Source organism: Deltaproteobacteria bacterium, assembly GCA_021737785.1.
GTDB lineage: Bacteria > Desulfobacterota > DSM-4660 > Desulfatiglandales > Desulfatiglandaceae > AUK324.
Genome location: JAIPDI010000022.1, coordinates 20,247 through 35,085, shown reverse-complemented (window position 1 = coordinate 35,085; position 14,839 = coordinate 20,247). Strand labels below are relative to the sequence as shown.

Annotated in this window: 9 protein-coding genes; 4 read left to right on the top strand and 5 right to left on the bottom strand. The window is 52.4% G+C overall.

The window, feature by feature from the left end; all coding sequences use genetic code 11:
* Window positions 1–20 precede the first annotated feature (20 nt).
* From K9N21_12225 to K9N21_12210, 4 genes are all read left to right on the top strand, one after another.
* Window positions 21–1,064 (top strand): response regulator, encoded by a 1,044-nt coding sequence (locus K9N21_12225; protein ID MCF8144674.1) that lies wholly within the window; start codon window positions 21–23, stop codon window positions 1,062–1,064.
* Window positions 1,061–2,575, top strand: coding sequence for a PAS domain S-box protein (locus K9N21_12220; protein ID MCF8144673.1), 1,515 nt, complete (start codon window positions 1,061–1,063; stop codon window positions 2,573–2,575). The genes K9N21_12225 and K9N21_12220 overlap by 4 nt, the downstream gene beginning before the upstream one ends.
* Window positions 2,576–2,750: 175 nt before the next feature.
* Window positions 2,751–4,580, top strand: coding sequence for a PAS domain S-box protein (locus K9N21_12215; GenBank protein MCF8144672.1), 1,830 nt, complete (start codon window positions 2,751–2,753; stop codon window positions 4,578–4,580).
* Entirely contained in the window at window positions 4,547–4,987 is a 441-nt protein-coding gene (locus tag K9N21_12210; protein ID MCF8144671.1) for a response regulator, read from the top strand. Before K9N21_12215 ends, K9N21_12210 begins: the two co-directional genes overlap by 34 nt.
* A 136-nt stretch (window positions 4,988–5,123) precedes the next feature.
* Here K9N21_12210 and K9N21_12205 read toward each other — a convergent pair whose 3' ends face one another.
* From K9N21_12205 to K9N21_12185, 5 genes are all read right to left on the bottom strand, one after another.
* A complete protein-coding gene (locus tag K9N21_12205) occupies window positions 5,124–9,347 on the bottom strand; it encodes an acyl-CoA dehydratase activase (protein MCF8144670.1) in 4,224 nt (1,407 codons plus the stop codon).
* Window positions 9,322–10,059 (bottom strand): response regulator transcription factor, encoded by a 738-nt coding sequence (locus tag K9N21_12200; GenBank protein ID MCF8144669.1) that lies wholly within the window; start codon window positions 10,057–10,059, stop codon window positions 9,322–9,324. Before K9N21_12200 ends, K9N21_12205 begins: the two co-directional genes overlap by 26 nt.
* A gap of 17 nt (window positions 10,060–10,076) precedes the next feature.
* On the bottom strand, window positions 10,077–11,039 hold the full coding sequence (locus K9N21_12195; protein ID MCF8144668.1) for a HAMP domain-containing histidine kinase: 963 nt from the start codon (window positions 11,037–11,039) through the stop codon (window positions 10,077–10,079).
* Between the two features lie 127 nt (window positions 11,040–11,166).
* Complete coding sequence (locus K9N21_12190) at window positions 11,167–12,885, bottom strand: radical SAM protein (protein ID MCF8144667.1); 1,719 nt, start codon at window positions 12,883–12,885, stop codon at window positions 11,167–11,169.
* 385 nt (window positions 12,886–13,270) lie between these two features.
* Window positions 13,271–14,098, bottom strand: a complete 828-nt coding sequence (locus tag K9N21_12185; protein ID MCF8144666.1) for a hypothetical protein — start codon at window positions 14,096–14,098, stop codon at window positions 13,271–13,273.
* Between the last annotated feature and the right edge of the window lie 741 nt (window positions 14,099–14,839).

Sequence of the window (14,839 nt, the reverse complement as noted above, 5' to 3'; positions counted from 1 at the left end):
CGCGTTTGAGAGGTTTGTCAATGGACAATCAACAACCAACAATCAACCATCCGAAGGCGCCCCAGATCCTTATCGTGGATGATGAAGAACAGATCCGGCGCATGCTGAACCGAATGTTGACCCGAAAGGGATACGCCTGCACCCTGTCTGCCGATGCCAAGGAGGCCCGAAAATGCCTCGAAGCCCAGGCCTATGAGCTGGTCCTCTGCGACGTGAACATGCCCGGAGAGTCGGGGGTCAGTCTGGCCAAGCACATCGATGTGGCGTACAAAGACACGGCGGTCATCATGGTGACGGGCGTAGACGATCCCCAGGTTGCAGACAGCGCCATAGAGGCCGGGATATACGGTTATATTGTCAAACCCCTGGACATAAACGAGGTATTGATCAATGTTCGAAACAGTCTGCGCCGGCGGGACCTTGAGATCGCCAACCGGCGCTATCGCCGGGACCTGGAGCAGATGGTGGAAGAACGCACCGCCAGCCTGCGCAGGGCCATGGAGGGGATTATCCGGGCCATGGGCCTGACCGTTGAATCGAGGGACCCTTACACCTCCGGGCACCAGCATCGGGTGGCCGTCTTGTCCGCTGCCATGGCACGGGAAATGGGGCTGCCGAAGGATCAGATCGAGGGGATTCGTATGGCAGGCATGATCCACGACCTGGGCAAGATAACCATTCCGGCCGGCATCCTGAGTAAACCCACCCGTCTCGCCGATTATGAGTTGGCCCTCATCAAGACCCATCCCCAGGTCGGCTACGATATCCTGAAAGAGGTCGAATTTCCCTGGCCCATCGCACAGATCGTGCATCAGCACCACGAGAAGCTGGACGGATCCGGCTACCCCCAGGGCCTTAAAGGAGAGGCCATTCTTCTTGAGGCACGGATCATCTGCGTTGCAGACGTGGTGGAGGCCATGGCCTCCCACCGGCCCTACCGGCCGGCCATCGGCCTGGATGAGGCCCTGGCCGAGGTCGCTGACAATGCAGCGAGGCTCTATGACCCGGAAGCGGTTAAGGCCTGTCTGAAGCTTTTCAGGGAGAAGGGATTTTTGTTCGGATGAACACATATAACAAGGAAACCGGATCAGCACCCGCCGCGGTTCAGAAAAGGATTGGTGAAGACGCAGAAAGGGCGTATCAGGACTCTTTCCGTGCCAACAGGCTTGGCGGCCTGGCAGTGTCTGCCGTCATTCTGTTTGGGCTTTACCTCTCGACCCTCCACGATTACCTCTTGTTCCATACCCTTGTGGAGCTGTTCAGCATTGTTGTCGGCTGCGGGATTTTCATCATTGCATGGAACTCCCGACGCCTCCTTGACAATAACTATCTCCTGTTCCTGGGCATCGCCTACCTGTTTGTTGCCTTTCTGGACCTCATCCATACCCTCGCATACAAGGGGATGCCCATCTTCCAGGGCAATGGCGCCGATCTCCCCACCCAGCTCTGGATTACGGCCCGGTATATGCAAAGCCTCTCCCTCCTCATCGCGCCGTTTTTCTTGCGTCGACGCCTGAGATCGGGCATGGCCTTGGGGGCCTACAGCCTGCTGACGCTCCTGGTCCTGGCATCTCTTTTTCTATGGCCCATATTCCCATCCTGTTTTATCGAGGGGAGAGGGCTGACCCCTTTCAAAAAAATCAGTGAATATATCATCTCGGCGATCCTCCTGGCCGCCCTTGCGGTCCTGTTCAGAAATCGTCACGAGTTCGATCGAGATGTGTTTCAATGGCTGTCGGCGTCCATCAGCATCACGATCGTAGCAGAACTGGCCTTTACCTTCTATGTGAGTGTGCACGGGCTCTCCAACATGGTGGGTCATTTCTGCAAACTCATCTCCTTTTACCTGATATACAAGGCCATTATTCAAACCGGGCTCAAGAAACCCTATGATCTTCTGTTTCGAAACCTGAGGCAGTCCGAACAACGCCTGTCCCAGATTATCGACTTTCTTCCCGATGCCACCTTTGTCATTGATAGACAAGGGAAGGTGGTTGCCTGGAATCGTGCGCTTGAGAAAATGACAGGTATCCGGTCAGAAGAGATGGTCGGCAAGGGAGATTATGAATATGCCATTCCATTCTACGGGAAAAAGCGGCCCGTCTTGATCGATCTGGTGCATGCGTGGGATGAAGAGACCCAGAAGACCTACCATTACGTCAAAAAACAAGGGGATGCACTGGTCTCCGAGACGGTCAACAGCCTGGTCGCCCCGGGCGGCACCCTCTGGAACAAGGCATCTGTGTTTCGTGACGAAAATGGGGCAGTGATAGGGGCTATCGAAACCATTCGGGATATATCCGACCGAAAGCAGCAGGAAGAGGAGCGGGAAAAGCTGATCCAGGAACTTCAGACCGCCCTCTCGCAGATCAGGAAACTGAGCGGCATGCTCCCCATCTGTGCCTCCTGCAAAAAGATCCGGGATGACAAGGGATACTGGCAGCAGGTAGAGGCCTATATCACCACCCATTCCGAGGTCCGGTTCAGCCATAGCGTCTGTCCCGAATGTGCCAGGGAACTCTACCCAGAGTGTTATGAAGAGATGTTTCCGGAGGGCCAAGGAGAAAAAGGCTGAAGGGGTCCATTTCATTTGGAAAGCCCTTTACAACAGATAGCCTGGGCCGGAAGGTGAGGGAGGCGATAGGAAGTGAAAAATGAAGAGTGAATAATGAAGAATGGAGAACGACAATGGAACGCGGGATAAAGGGCGAAGATTATAAATCGTACTCGCCCAAGGCGGCCTAATGAACATGAACGGCAACGAACCATCCAGGGAGACATTGATTTTGGACATAGAGGATCTCAAAAGGCAGATGGCTGCGCTCCAGGAGAGCGAGGGGAAGTATCGGCAATGGTTTCAGGACGCCCCTATTTCGCTTTGGGAGGAAGACTTTTCTGAAGTCAAGCTGCGAATTGATGACATCAAGCGTCGGTATGCGGGGGACCTCGAGGCCTATTTCCATGCCCATCCCGACCTGGTCCGGGAACTGGCCGGTCTCGTCAGGGTAGTGGATGTCAATGAGGCGACCCTGCGCCTGTACAAGGCAAAGACCAGGGAAGATTTTGTGTCCGGGATTACCAGGGTTTTTTCAACGGAATCCTATGAGACGTTTATCCCTGTACTTATGACTGTTGGTAAGGGGGAGACGCGGCTGTTTGCGGAAAAGACCCATATGGCGCTGGACGGGGAAATCATTTACATTCAACTTCACTGGATTGTGCCCCCGGGTTACGAACACACCTATGGCCGGGTCCTGGTGAGCATCATCGACATCAGTGCGCGCAAACGGATGGAAATGGCCTTGCGGGAGAGCGAAGAAAAGTATCGGTTGATCGCAGACAACATGGCGGATACGGTTTGGGTTATGGACATGAACATGCGGTTTACCTATGTCAGCCCGTCAGTGACACGCATGTACGGCACCACGGTGGAAGAGGTCATGAACCAGCCCATTGCCCTGTCTCTGGTCCCTGAGTCGCTCGAGACAGCCGTAAAGGTTTTTAGTGAAGAGATGTTGCTGGAGGCCCAGGGAAAAGCAGACCCCGGCAGGACCCGGATCCTTGAACTGGAAGAGTACAAATCAGACGGTTCCACCATTTGGGTGGAATCCAGCATGTCCTTTCTCCGGGACGAGCACAACAATGCGGTCGGGATCTTGGGGGTGAGCCGGGATATCACCGACCGCAAGCGGGCCGAGGCCGAAAGGGATGTGCTGGAGGCCAGGACCTTGCAGCTTCAAAAGGCCGAAAGCCTGGGCCGCATGGCCGGGGCCATCGCCCACCATTTCAACAATCAGCTCCAAGGGGTCATCGGATATCTGGAGCTGGCCATGGGCGATCTGCCCAAAGGCGCCGGTCCAGCCGGGTCTATGGAAGAGGCGATTAAGGCCGCCAACCGGGCCGCAACGGTAAGCCGCCAGATGCTGACCTACCTGGGACAGACGCCTGGCAAACAAAGGACCATGGATCTCTCCGAGACCTGCCGTCTGGCCCTCCCCATGCTTCGCGCCGGCATGCCCCCAAACATGCTCCTGAAGACTGATCTGCCGCCCTTGGGCCCCGTCGTTCATGCGAACGCGAACCAGCTGCAACAGATTCTGGCCAATCTCATTACGAACGCCTGGGAGGCCATGTCCGAGGAGGGGGGAACGATTTATCTGAATGCCAAGACAGTTCTCCAGGGAGATATTCCCTTAAGACACCGCTTCCCTGTTGATTGGCGCCCTGAATGCGAGGCCTATGCCTGCATGGAAGTGAGAGACGATGGTCCCGGAATAATTGACCAGGAGATGGAAAATCTCTTCGACCCCTTTTTCTCCACCAAATTGGCTGGCCGGGGGCTGGGTCTTTCCATAGCCCTGGGGATCGTGCGGGCCCACGGGGGGTGCATCACGGTCGAAAGCAGTTGTCGAGCGGGGAGCAGGGAGCAGGGAGCGGGGAGCGTTTTGAACGCGGAGCGGGGGGCGCGGAAGAAAAAAAGAAGATCATCGCTATGCGCTCTGCTCCATGCGCTTTGCGCCAAGACTCCGTGGGCAGTGTATTTCGGGTGTTTCTGCCGCTGTCTGAGGAAACGGTCGTAAGACCAGCGGAAAAGGCGGTTCAGGTCTCTGGACCGAAGCGGAGCGGAACCGTCCTCCTGGTGGAAGACGCAAATCAGGTGCGGCGACTGGAGGTGCAGATGCTCGAACATCTGGGGTGGAAAGTGCTTGAGGCAAATGATGGCGTGGAAGGCATCGAGATATTCCGGGAGCACTCGAAGGACATCCGATTTGTTCTTTGCGACCTGAGCATGCCCCGCCTGGACGGCTGGCAAACCTTGGCAGCCATGAGGGGGATAAGGCCGGACATCCCCGTGATCCTGGCCAGCGGGTGCGACGAGGCCAGCGTCATGGCAGGCAACCAGGTTGAACGGCCTCAGGTCTTTCTGGGCAAACCCTACGGCTTTGAAGAACTGCGAGAGGCCATCGGCCGGACCCTTGAACCATGAATGAACAGAGATACAGGGGGCAGAGGTCAAGGACCGGACATTGAATGAATAACCCCGTGAACCTCAGACCCGAAATAGAGAACCCCGCTGTTAATTCGTGTGATTTCTGTGATTCGGGATTGAAAGCGCATGTGATTTAATGTTTGTTCAGATAGGTGAGATACGGGATGATCGCTTCGTTCCTGTTGGTGGAGGTCCCGTCGTAGGTGATGGATAGAATGGGAACCCCGGTCCTTTTTTCTATTTCTTTGGCCATCGCCTCAGTAACCAGCGAAGGACAGCAGAAAGCAGGATTTGTTTGAACAAACAGGGAAACATCCGGGTGGTTCTGCTTAATATAGAATATCTTCAGCAGATTGTCCATTGATTCCCCCGTGTGCTCAATCCTGACGTGATATTCAGAGAGGATCCGCGCCGGGTCTTCATCGTATTGCGGCGCGGGATTTTCCAGGATTTTAGCGAAGTGCTTTTGATATATCTTTTGCATCCGGGTCACGGTGGCAAGCAACGCCTTTGAAGATAGCACCTCCAGATATCTCCCCTCAAAAAACCACTTCTTCAGATAGGCCCGGGCGATCATCTGCACATAGGCGCTGTAGGGGGTCACGATGACTTCACCGTTATGGCTTTCAATGAAGCGGATGAGATCCTGATTCATCACATCGTTGTCCCGCACATACAAATCGCCGAAAATCGCCACCTTGGGTTTTCGTTCGGAGGATATTTCAATGCGTTGAAAAGAGGAGATCACATCGGCCAGGGCCTCCTCTTTTGATCTTTTTCCGAGGAAGGCATCCTCCAGGATATCCACGCCCCCTTGGATCACCCGGTCCGTTGCTCCCCTTTCCTTTTCATAGGGCCTGATCCTGCATCCGATTTCCCGGATAAGACCTCCGAACATATATGCAAAATAGGTGTTGACGGGCAGCCGCAATGAAATGTCCATGAATGACATGGCCCCCACGTAGACCTGCGCCTTTTCCATCCCCTTGCCGTACGAGCAGAGGAGGCTCTTCAAATGATGCGGAAACATACCGATATTGCAGGCGATCTGTGACGAGACCATCCAGAGCAGGGTCTTTTCAGGATCCAGATCGTGGGTTTTCACATAATCGACAAATTCCTGGGCAATGATGTTCAGAGGAATACACTGGCCCGTGTTGTAACGGAGGCTTTCCTGAATTCCTGTTTGTGATTCCTCCATCAATCTGGCGTCTATCCCCCCTCTTTTAAGATTCGCAACCATTAATTTCAGGGTGATGTCGTCCCAGTTTGGAATCACCAGGGTCTTTCCGGAAATACTTTTTTCTCTCACCGGGGATAGTGACGGGGTGTAAACCGCGGCCTTATTTCCCGGCCGGCCGTAAAAGTGATTTTCAAAAGATCGGATGCCGGCTTCAATCCGTGTCTCATACCCGACGCTGGACGCGTGTTCATCCAGTTGAAGAATGAGATATGGCTTTTCGTGGGCCTCCATGATCTTCTTGAAATAGTCGACGGCAAAGGAATCCGGTGAACACCTGAAAGACGTCACCAAAACCGGGTACACCCCCTCAGACAGGGCAACCCCCTGCGCCGCCTTCAGGATTTCCGATGCGTAATGCCAGTGAATCTCGTGTAACAGCTTTTGAACCGGCGCCACCGCCTCATCGGAACAGGACAGCATGTCCTGGAAAAAGACCCGGATCCCGAGGGACGCAAAAATATCGGGGATCCCCTTGTTCATGTATCCGGAAAGAATCGTGTAGGGCCTTCCCAGCAGGACCACGGCCAGGTCCTTTCGCCCTTGGGCTTGGCTTTCATAAATCTTCTTCCACTGCTCGACACAGGACGCTTTGTATTCACAGGCCCGGTCATAGGCCCTGGAAACATCCAGGAAACCGATGTGAACGCCGGTGAGGGATTTGAGCATGGCGTGGAGTTCGAGTTTTGTATGGATCGAACCATGAAGCGAATGGACCAGGGGGGTGAGAAGTCTTTCTTTCACCTGTTCATCCCCTGAAACGAAAATCAGAGAGGGTGAAAACTGAGTGTAGTAGCAATATTGCCGGCGCACTCCCTTTTCATCGGCCTTTTTCTCCAGGTAAAAGGGAAGAAAAACATAATCCGCCTTGTCCATCAGATAATGGACATGCCCGTGCAGCGCTGCCATCGGCGCACAGAACTCGGCGTTCGCAAGGTGTTTTCCTTCCTTAAGGGCATCGCTGTAATTTTCACTGGTCACGGTGTTGATGGAAAGCTCGTCAAAGAACTTCTTCCAGAGAGAAAGGTCCTCGTAGACATGGAGACTTGCGGGAAGGCCGATGGTGATCCCCTCGGGATACGCCTGATAGGTTTTCAAAGAGAAAATCCGTTTCCTCTCTCTGAGCAGATCGAAGCCGGAAGGGTTCTTGTTCACGTAATGCTGGGTATCGTATTCCCTGCCGCACAGAAATCCGAAGGCCACCTTTTCACCTTCCACATCGGCCACCGTTATCTTGCAGTGGTTGGTGCACAGCTCACATATTTCCGATGTTACCTGGATCGCCTTTTTATGGAGGGCAATGCCGCGAAAGTCCGTCGCCCTGATCCCTTGATCCGTTAGGGTAAGTGCGGCCCCCAATGCCCCGGTTAAATGGCAGTATCTGGAGACATGTATGGGCTTTTGAAGCCGTTGTTCAAAGGCGGCCACGAGTGCCCTGTTTTTTGCCGTTGCCCCCTGAAAGAAGATAGTCTTTCCAATGCTCCCTTCAATGGCGACCTTGGTGAGATAATTTTCCCTGATGGCATGAAGCACGGAGGCAAGCACTTCATCCACGGTATAGCCTTCGGAGAGATAGTGGTTCATATCCCTTTCCATAAACACGGTGCATCTGTCGCTGACAATGGGGGATCTCCTCCCCTCGGCCCTCGACGAATACGCCGCCAAAGGACATCCCAGTTTCCGGGCCTGTTCCTCGATAAAGCTCCCGGTGCCGGCGGCGCACACGTTATTCATGATGGAAAAGGTGACCCTTCCGTTTTTCAGGGTGGTGAATTTTGAATCCTGTCCGCCGATCTCGATGATGGTGTCCACGTCCGGATCAATCTCGCAGGCGGCCCTGGCATGGGCCGTAATCTCGTCGATGACCATGTCGGCCCCGATGATCTTTCCGGCGAATTTCCTCCCCGACCCCGTGGTTGCGGCGCCTGTGATCCGCAACCCGATGTGCTTCTTTTCAGCCATGTTATCAATGGATGAAAAGAGCCGCTGAACCGCGGCCACCGGTCTCCCGGCAGTGCTTGTGTAAAAACCGGCCAGGACCCGGTTGTGCGGAGTCAGGAGAACCGCCTTGGTGCTTGTGGAGCCGATATCGAGGCCCAGGACCACGTTGCAGTCGGATGCAGGCGCCGGGGGCTCATAAATATCCACCTCTACGGGGATCAACACACCGGCATCACAGACGGCATATTCATATGTCTCACCTCCGGTGAACTCCGGATAATCGGAAAGGATCAGGGTGAGCGGGTCATGGAAATATTTTTTCTGAACAATTTCTCGCCGCAGCATATCATCCACCGAGGTAAACCGCGAAACGTCGTCTTGGTCCCATTCGGAAAGCATGAGAAATGCCGCTCCCACAGCCCCGTAAACGCCGGTATCATCTACGATGAGTTCTTTTCCGCTGATGGCTTGGACATGCTGAACCACGGCCCTGTTCCTGGATACGCCGCCCGTGAAAATGACCGGGGTAAACCCGTCCCTGTCCAGAGAAAGCGTATCCACGATGTTCTTGGCCAGGCCATAACAAAGGCCGTCACAGATCTGCTCAAGGGTATAGCCTTCCTGCTGGGCGTGAACCAGATCGGTCTTTGCAAAAACAGCACACCTCGAGGCGATTTTCGGTATACTTCCTCTGTTACTGAAGGCCTTTTCACCCAATGCCCCGGCATTTTCCAGATTCAGCCGTCGTGCCTGCTGATCCAGAAAACTCCCTGTCCCGGCCGCACATGAGGTGTTGGTCCTGAAACTGCGGTAATGGCCGTCCTCGTCAAAACCGATCAGTCCGAAGGCCTCACCGCCGACAATCAGAATGGCGCCGATCTTCTTGTGAAAATGACGGGCCGCCTCGATTACGGCAACCCGGTTGTCATACTGCCGGCCGGCCCGAAGGATCGAAGGGGTTGAAGATGTGACGGCAATGCCGCAAATCCGCTCCAAATCGAAATCATTCATCATTTGGGTGAAGGTTTCTGCGATATTGCCGTGATGAAATTGATAGGCGGTTCTGCAGATTTCTTTTTCAGGAGTGATTTCAGCCAGAGATATGGCAACGGATCCGATATCGATTCCCAGGACCCGCGGATCCGCCGTATTATTCCGGGTCGTGATCAAAGACATATCCCACCGAGCGAAGGCTTTTGAAGTAGACTGGGTTTTTGGGATCGGGTTCAAAATATTTTCGTAATCTCACCATAAAATTATCCACGGTCCGGGTGGTGGTTCCTCCGGTATACCCCCAGCCGATTTCCAGGAGCTTTCTTCTCGAAAGGGGTCTGCCGCGGTTGGCGATAAACAGTCTCAGAAGCCGGATTTCCTGTTCGGTCAGACTGATACGACCGGACGGGCCATCGGCCTTCAAGGTCTCAAAATCGATCCGGTTATCCCCGAAAGTGTAAATTCTGGGGAGTGACGATGCGATGTTTTCGCCTGAACCGGGCCCCTCCCGGGACCAGGCCCCCCTGGTTAGAAGCCGGTCCACGCGGAGCAGAAACTCATCCAGGTTAAAGGGCTTGACAAGATAATCGTCCACCCCGTACGAAAACCCTTTTACCCTGTCATCAGGGTCCCCCCTGGCCGACAGGATCAGGATCGGGACCCGTTCGTCCTCAAGACGGATATTTCGAAGCACCGAGATCCCGTCAATTCCCGGGAGCATGATGTCCAATACGATCAGGTCCGGCTGCCATTCCTTCCACCCTTGCAGGGCCGAGATCCCATCCGGGGCGATCATCACCTCATATCCCTTCAGGGACAGGTTCAGCTTCAGCCCTTCGGCCAGGTGCGTCTCATCTTCTACCACCAGAATGCGGGTTTTAGCGGCGTCATCCATGATATCCCTCATTTCCCTCAGGATCGGCCGGTGTTCAGGGGCAGAATCAGGCAGAAAACAGAGCCCTCCCCACTCCCTTTCGATTCGGCCGTCATCCTCCCCTTGTGAAACCGGGCGATGCTCTCCACCAGATAGAGGCCGATGCCTGTCCCCTTGGCCGACATGTTGTCCGAGCGTCCGATCTGGTAAAATTTTTTGAATACTTTCCTTAATTCCGACTTTGGAAGCCCGATGCCGTTGTCCGCGAAACAGATGTGCAGGCCCCTTCCCTTGGGTTCGAAGGTGATATCCAGTCGGGGGGCTTCGGACGCATTGTACTTGACCGCATTGGTGAACAGATTCATCAGAAGTATTTCAAACAAGGCGGGACGGATGGGGTATACAAAGGCTCTCCCTGTGGGATTGTGAATCCGGATGTCGCAGCCATGGAAGAGATGACGATTTTTTTCAACAAACTGCTCAACCGCCTGAACCAGATCCTCCTTTACGAGTTTTTCTTCATAAGTCTTGCTCTCGATCCTCGCAAGGTCCAGGATGCGGTTGATATTATAGGTCAGCCGGTCCGCATCCTGAACCATGTAGCCGATATACTTGAGCTGATCTTTCCGGGGAAGCTCGTATTTTCGAAACGTCTCCAGATATAATTTCAGCGAGGTGACCGGGGTCTTGAGCTCATGGGTGAAATTGTTGATAAAATTGCGCTGGAGACGGTAAAGCTGAAATGTTTTTTGATTATAGACAAAGATAATGAATATGCCCAACAGAATGATTCCCACAAGGATGGAAAGCACCAGAATCACCACCCAGGTTTGAGAAGCCAGGACCTGATCGCGATCGAGGCTGGCCTTCTCCAATACCCTTTTCAGGCCTGTGCTGACTTCCACATACCAGTAGATATAAAGGAAAAGGGACAGGGCCACGGCCGCAACAGAGGCGATGAAAATAAGAATCGGATGAAAAAACCATTTGGTTTGACGCATTTCCCACGACCCCGGTATGAACCTGTATGGCGGTCGAACCTGTATTGTCAAAGGATATAGGCCGGCCCTTTCATCCATGATTCTATCCCCACAAGGGGTTGAACCTCAACCCTTAAATTTCAAGATATTAAGATATACGGCGGTGCCCGGCATGGTGCTCCACGCTCAACACGGGCTGAGGCTCAGGGTGTCCTATCCAGGGATAGGGGTTCTTCGGCCCCTTCCCACGGGCAGGTGAAAACCCGGCCCATTGAGCTGCAGGTTTGTGACCCTTGTATAAGGAGAGATAGGATGTCTTGGGCACTCTCAGATCACCCAGGAAGCGGCATCTCAAATATTCTTTGGCACTGAACATTATGACCAGCCCTGATGCGAACAGCGATGGGATATTCATCCTGCCGAATACGGAACCATATGACTGTTTAATTTCTCTCAGCAAGGCGTCACTCCGCTGGTTTTTCACATAAAGCGTTGACGCGGTGAGAAAGTATCGCGTCATCTTAAGCCTCTTCTTGTATTCGATTGAACGTTTTCGAACGCGTTCGTCCGGATGGTTTATGCAATAACCATAACCTCCCAGAACGGTTTTTATGGAACGCAGCATGGAAGCGCCGTTTCTCTCATAATCCTTCTCAAAGGCACGCCGAAGAAAGCCTTCGGACTCATCCCTGGTAAAATGGGGATGATGAAACCAGATTTTCTTCTGACCGTGCTGGGATTTATAAGGAATAGAATCAATTAACTTTCCCTGAGTTTTATAATCAGCATACAATTTGGTCCCCGGAATCGGTCCCAACGGTGCGAATTGCACATAGTCCGGATTGAGCGAGGTGACGAAATCCACATCTTCCCAGATCGTATCTTGATCGTGTTCCTCAAGAAACAGGATCGATGACGCCAGAACACTGATCCCCCTCTTTTTTAATTCCTTGAAAAGAACCTGAAAATCAGTGCCCTTGTTTTTTGCATAAATCTCCTTTTTGGATTCAACGCCGACCCACACGAATGTCACCCCCATGCGCACGAGGATATCCAGGTCCCCGATACTCTTAAGCGTTTCAGCAGAGCTGAATATTGCAAAATTAAAATGACGGTCATTCTTTTCCATCAGCTCCAGCAGTTCCAGGGCACGATCCTTCATCTTTAAGAAGTTTTCATCCAATACGCCGAATTCCGTGATATTTTTTTCATCCTCGTACCGGCAGCACACATCAAAAATCTCCTGGCCGGTTTTCAAATATGGAATGTAATTTCCAAAGAAATGGGAGGTGGCGCAAAACCGGCACTTATTGGCACATCCAACGCCCGGTATCAGGATGCCGGAGTCGGACGGCCAGGGCGCGCCCATGACCTGCCTGTTAAAAGAGCTGTATTGAAGCGGATGCCGGATGGGTTTGTCTTCCCTCTCCCCGAACAACCTTCTCAAAAAATACACGCCTTCGCCTTTGCATATGAAATCATGATCGATCATGGATTCGATATCCGGGATATTGACGCCGTGGCCTCCCAGAATGATCTTCGATTCGGGGGAGAATTCACGAATGGCGCGTGCCATCGCCTTTGCCTTCTCGAAATTGGGGATGATGAAGCTGATGCCGATAAAGTCATATCCCTTTTTCAATTCTTTTTTGAATCGCTTAAAGTTTGGAAAATCCAGCACCGCTGTGGGCATGTCAATATTTTCCGCCAAAAAATAGAGCCCCTGGCTACCATGATTGAATCTGTAGGAAAAGATGCCCTGCTCCCGGGTCACCTGATTGTGGAAGAGCTCCATCTTGTTTTCTTTTTCGCCATATTCATCATCCACCCCATATGGCCCGAATACAGAACTTAGTAATAGTTTCATACGAACTCCCTTAATGATATTTTTTTTAATTTAAATAAATTAAATCAGTATACCTCAAAGTAAAGAATTACCTTGTAAAACAAATGTAAAACCAGTCAAAGATATCCGAAATTCACTGATTATTATGGATTTTAGGGAGCGAAAAACCGTTGGCCCTAAAAATGGAATGATGGAATATTGAAAGGGTGGAATATTGGACAATAAACGGAGAGGATTTTTTAAAGGTGAACACGTTTCATATTCAAACCCGGTGTTCCAGACTAGCAAGAAGCAGACAGAAAATCACAAAGGACTCCCCGAACATTATGTTCATCCGTATCATAAGAAGGTTCGGGGCCCACGTTGACAGTGCTGCTGCATTGTAACGCCTCGGACGTTCAGATCATCAGCTGTGTGTCATTTGGCCCTCCGTATCCCCTTTTCCCTTTTGGGCCTTTTCGAGTGCCAGTTCAGCCAGGAAGTTGAAAACATCCATGCCCTTGAGGTCTGCGGTTTTCTCACCGCGGGCATATTGGATGACCCAGGCAAGATCGACATCCTCCTCCGGCGAAAAAGGACCCTTCTTTAAACCGAGGGAGAGGGTTTCTCTGTCGAAGAGGAGGAGGTTCTCAAACCGGGGGACGGATCCGCCTTTATGCTCAGGCCCGGCAAAAACCTGTAGATCCCGCTCCAGAACGTCAAGAACCATCGGCTCAAATGCCAGCAAGTCGACAAATAGATCCAGCGATTCCTGTACCTCCTCCATGGCTTTTCGTTCCAGGCCCCTGCGCGCATCCTCCAGGAGCAGCGCCAGGTCGTCCCTGGTATACGTGAGATCCAGCCGGGCGATGGCATTGGCGTGTATTCTCTCAATTGACGCCTTCCCCGTGCTCACCAGCACATCATGATGATTCATAATCTTCTTGATATTTCGAATACTGATCATTTCCTGCCAGAAAGGGCTTTTGCGAAGGCCTACGTCGGCCACGGTCGTGTGGTAAATGGCCAATTCGTTGTCGAAGACCAACACCTCCATGACCTCGCCTTCCATGGGACGGACGTAGAGCTGAAGGTCCCTGAATTTTTTGTGCTCAAAATCCGTCATATGGAGCAGTTCCTGGATGAGGACCGTGTCCACCCACCACTTTCCGGGCGGCTCTTTCATGGTGGAAACGAGTTTCCGAAAGAGCCCGTCGGCCTTGATTCTGGCCTTAAGGTTTTCTATGAAAGACATAACAGCACTCCTTATCTAAAAAACTCTGTGGCGGCATCACAGAAAAGTCAATGCACTCAGAATTTGCTGAACCCGCCCGCAGCCGCCACTGCCTTTGACGGCGCCAAGAACCGACGCCTCGGTAACCCTGCCAACCTCTGTTAATGTTTTAATGTTAGTGACCTCTACACCATTTCGACCCCCATTTCTGGGTTCATAGCAGTACCTTATTCCCTAGTCTTGTGTCATGAAAAACAAGAAAATATGGCCATCCTTCCACTGCACGCTTAGCCTTCCGTCATTCCGGCACGATTCTAGCCGGAATCCAGAAATACGGGGGACTGGATTCCGGCTAAGGGCATGCCGGAATGACGGGGCAGCACACAGCCGTTTTGGTTGCGGATATCACCGTTAGACTCTTTGTCTGCAACTTCTCTGCAACGTGCGAAGAAGTTTGCCCGTCCGGAACGCTTCTGAGACTTCGGTGAAACCTGTTTGGTTGCGGCCGTCAGGCAGCCTTAGGGCCCTTTTGTCCTTTCCTTCATACCAATCAGCCGACCTTTTGTTTTATTTTCAGTTTCAATTTTCCCAAACCGATTTCGTTTTATCTTTTTTCTGTTTCCGCTTCTCCTTTAGTGTTTGTTTTCCCTTTTTCTGTTCTTCGCGTTTGCCTTTATCCTTCTTTCCCTTTTCTCCCATCGGATCTCCTCTCCCTTTCAAAAAACATATTATCCAGGCATTACCCATTGTTGATAATATGGC

What these genes read in the sequence shown, in the direction of transcription:
- K9N21_12190 (MCF8144667.1), bottom strand. Translation starts at nt 12,885, where the DNA reads ATGAAACTATTACTAAGTTCTGTATTCGGGCCATATGGGGTGGATGAT.
- K9N21_12215 (MCF8144672.1), top strand. Translation starts at nt 2,751, where the DNA reads ATGAACGGCAACGAACCATCCAGGGAGACATTGATTTTGGACATAGAG.
- K9N21_12220 (MCF8144673.1), top strand. Translation starts at nt 1,061, where the DNA reads ATGAACACATATAACAAGGAAACCGGATCAGCACCCGCCGCGGTTCAG.
- K9N21_12205 (MCF8144670.1), bottom strand. Translation starts at nt 9,347, where the DNA reads ATGTCTTTGATCACGACCCGGAATAATACGGCGGATCCGCGGGTCCTG.
- K9N21_12200 (MCF8144669.1), bottom strand. Translation starts at nt 10,059, where the DNA reads ATGGATGACGCCGCTAAAACCCGCATTCTGGTGGTAGAAGATGAGACG.
- K9N21_12195 (MCF8144668.1), bottom strand. Translation starts at nt 11,039, where the DNA reads ATGCGTCAAACCAAATGGTTTTTTCATCCGATTCTTATTTTCATCGCC.
- K9N21_12225 (MCF8144674.1), top strand. Translation starts at nt 21, where the DNA reads ATGGACAATCAACAACCAACAATCAACCATCCGAAGGCGCCCCAGATC.
- K9N21_12185 (MCF8144666.1), bottom strand. Translation starts at nt 14,098, where the DNA reads ATGTCTTTCATAGAAAACCTTAAGGCCAGAATCAAGGCCGACGGGCTC.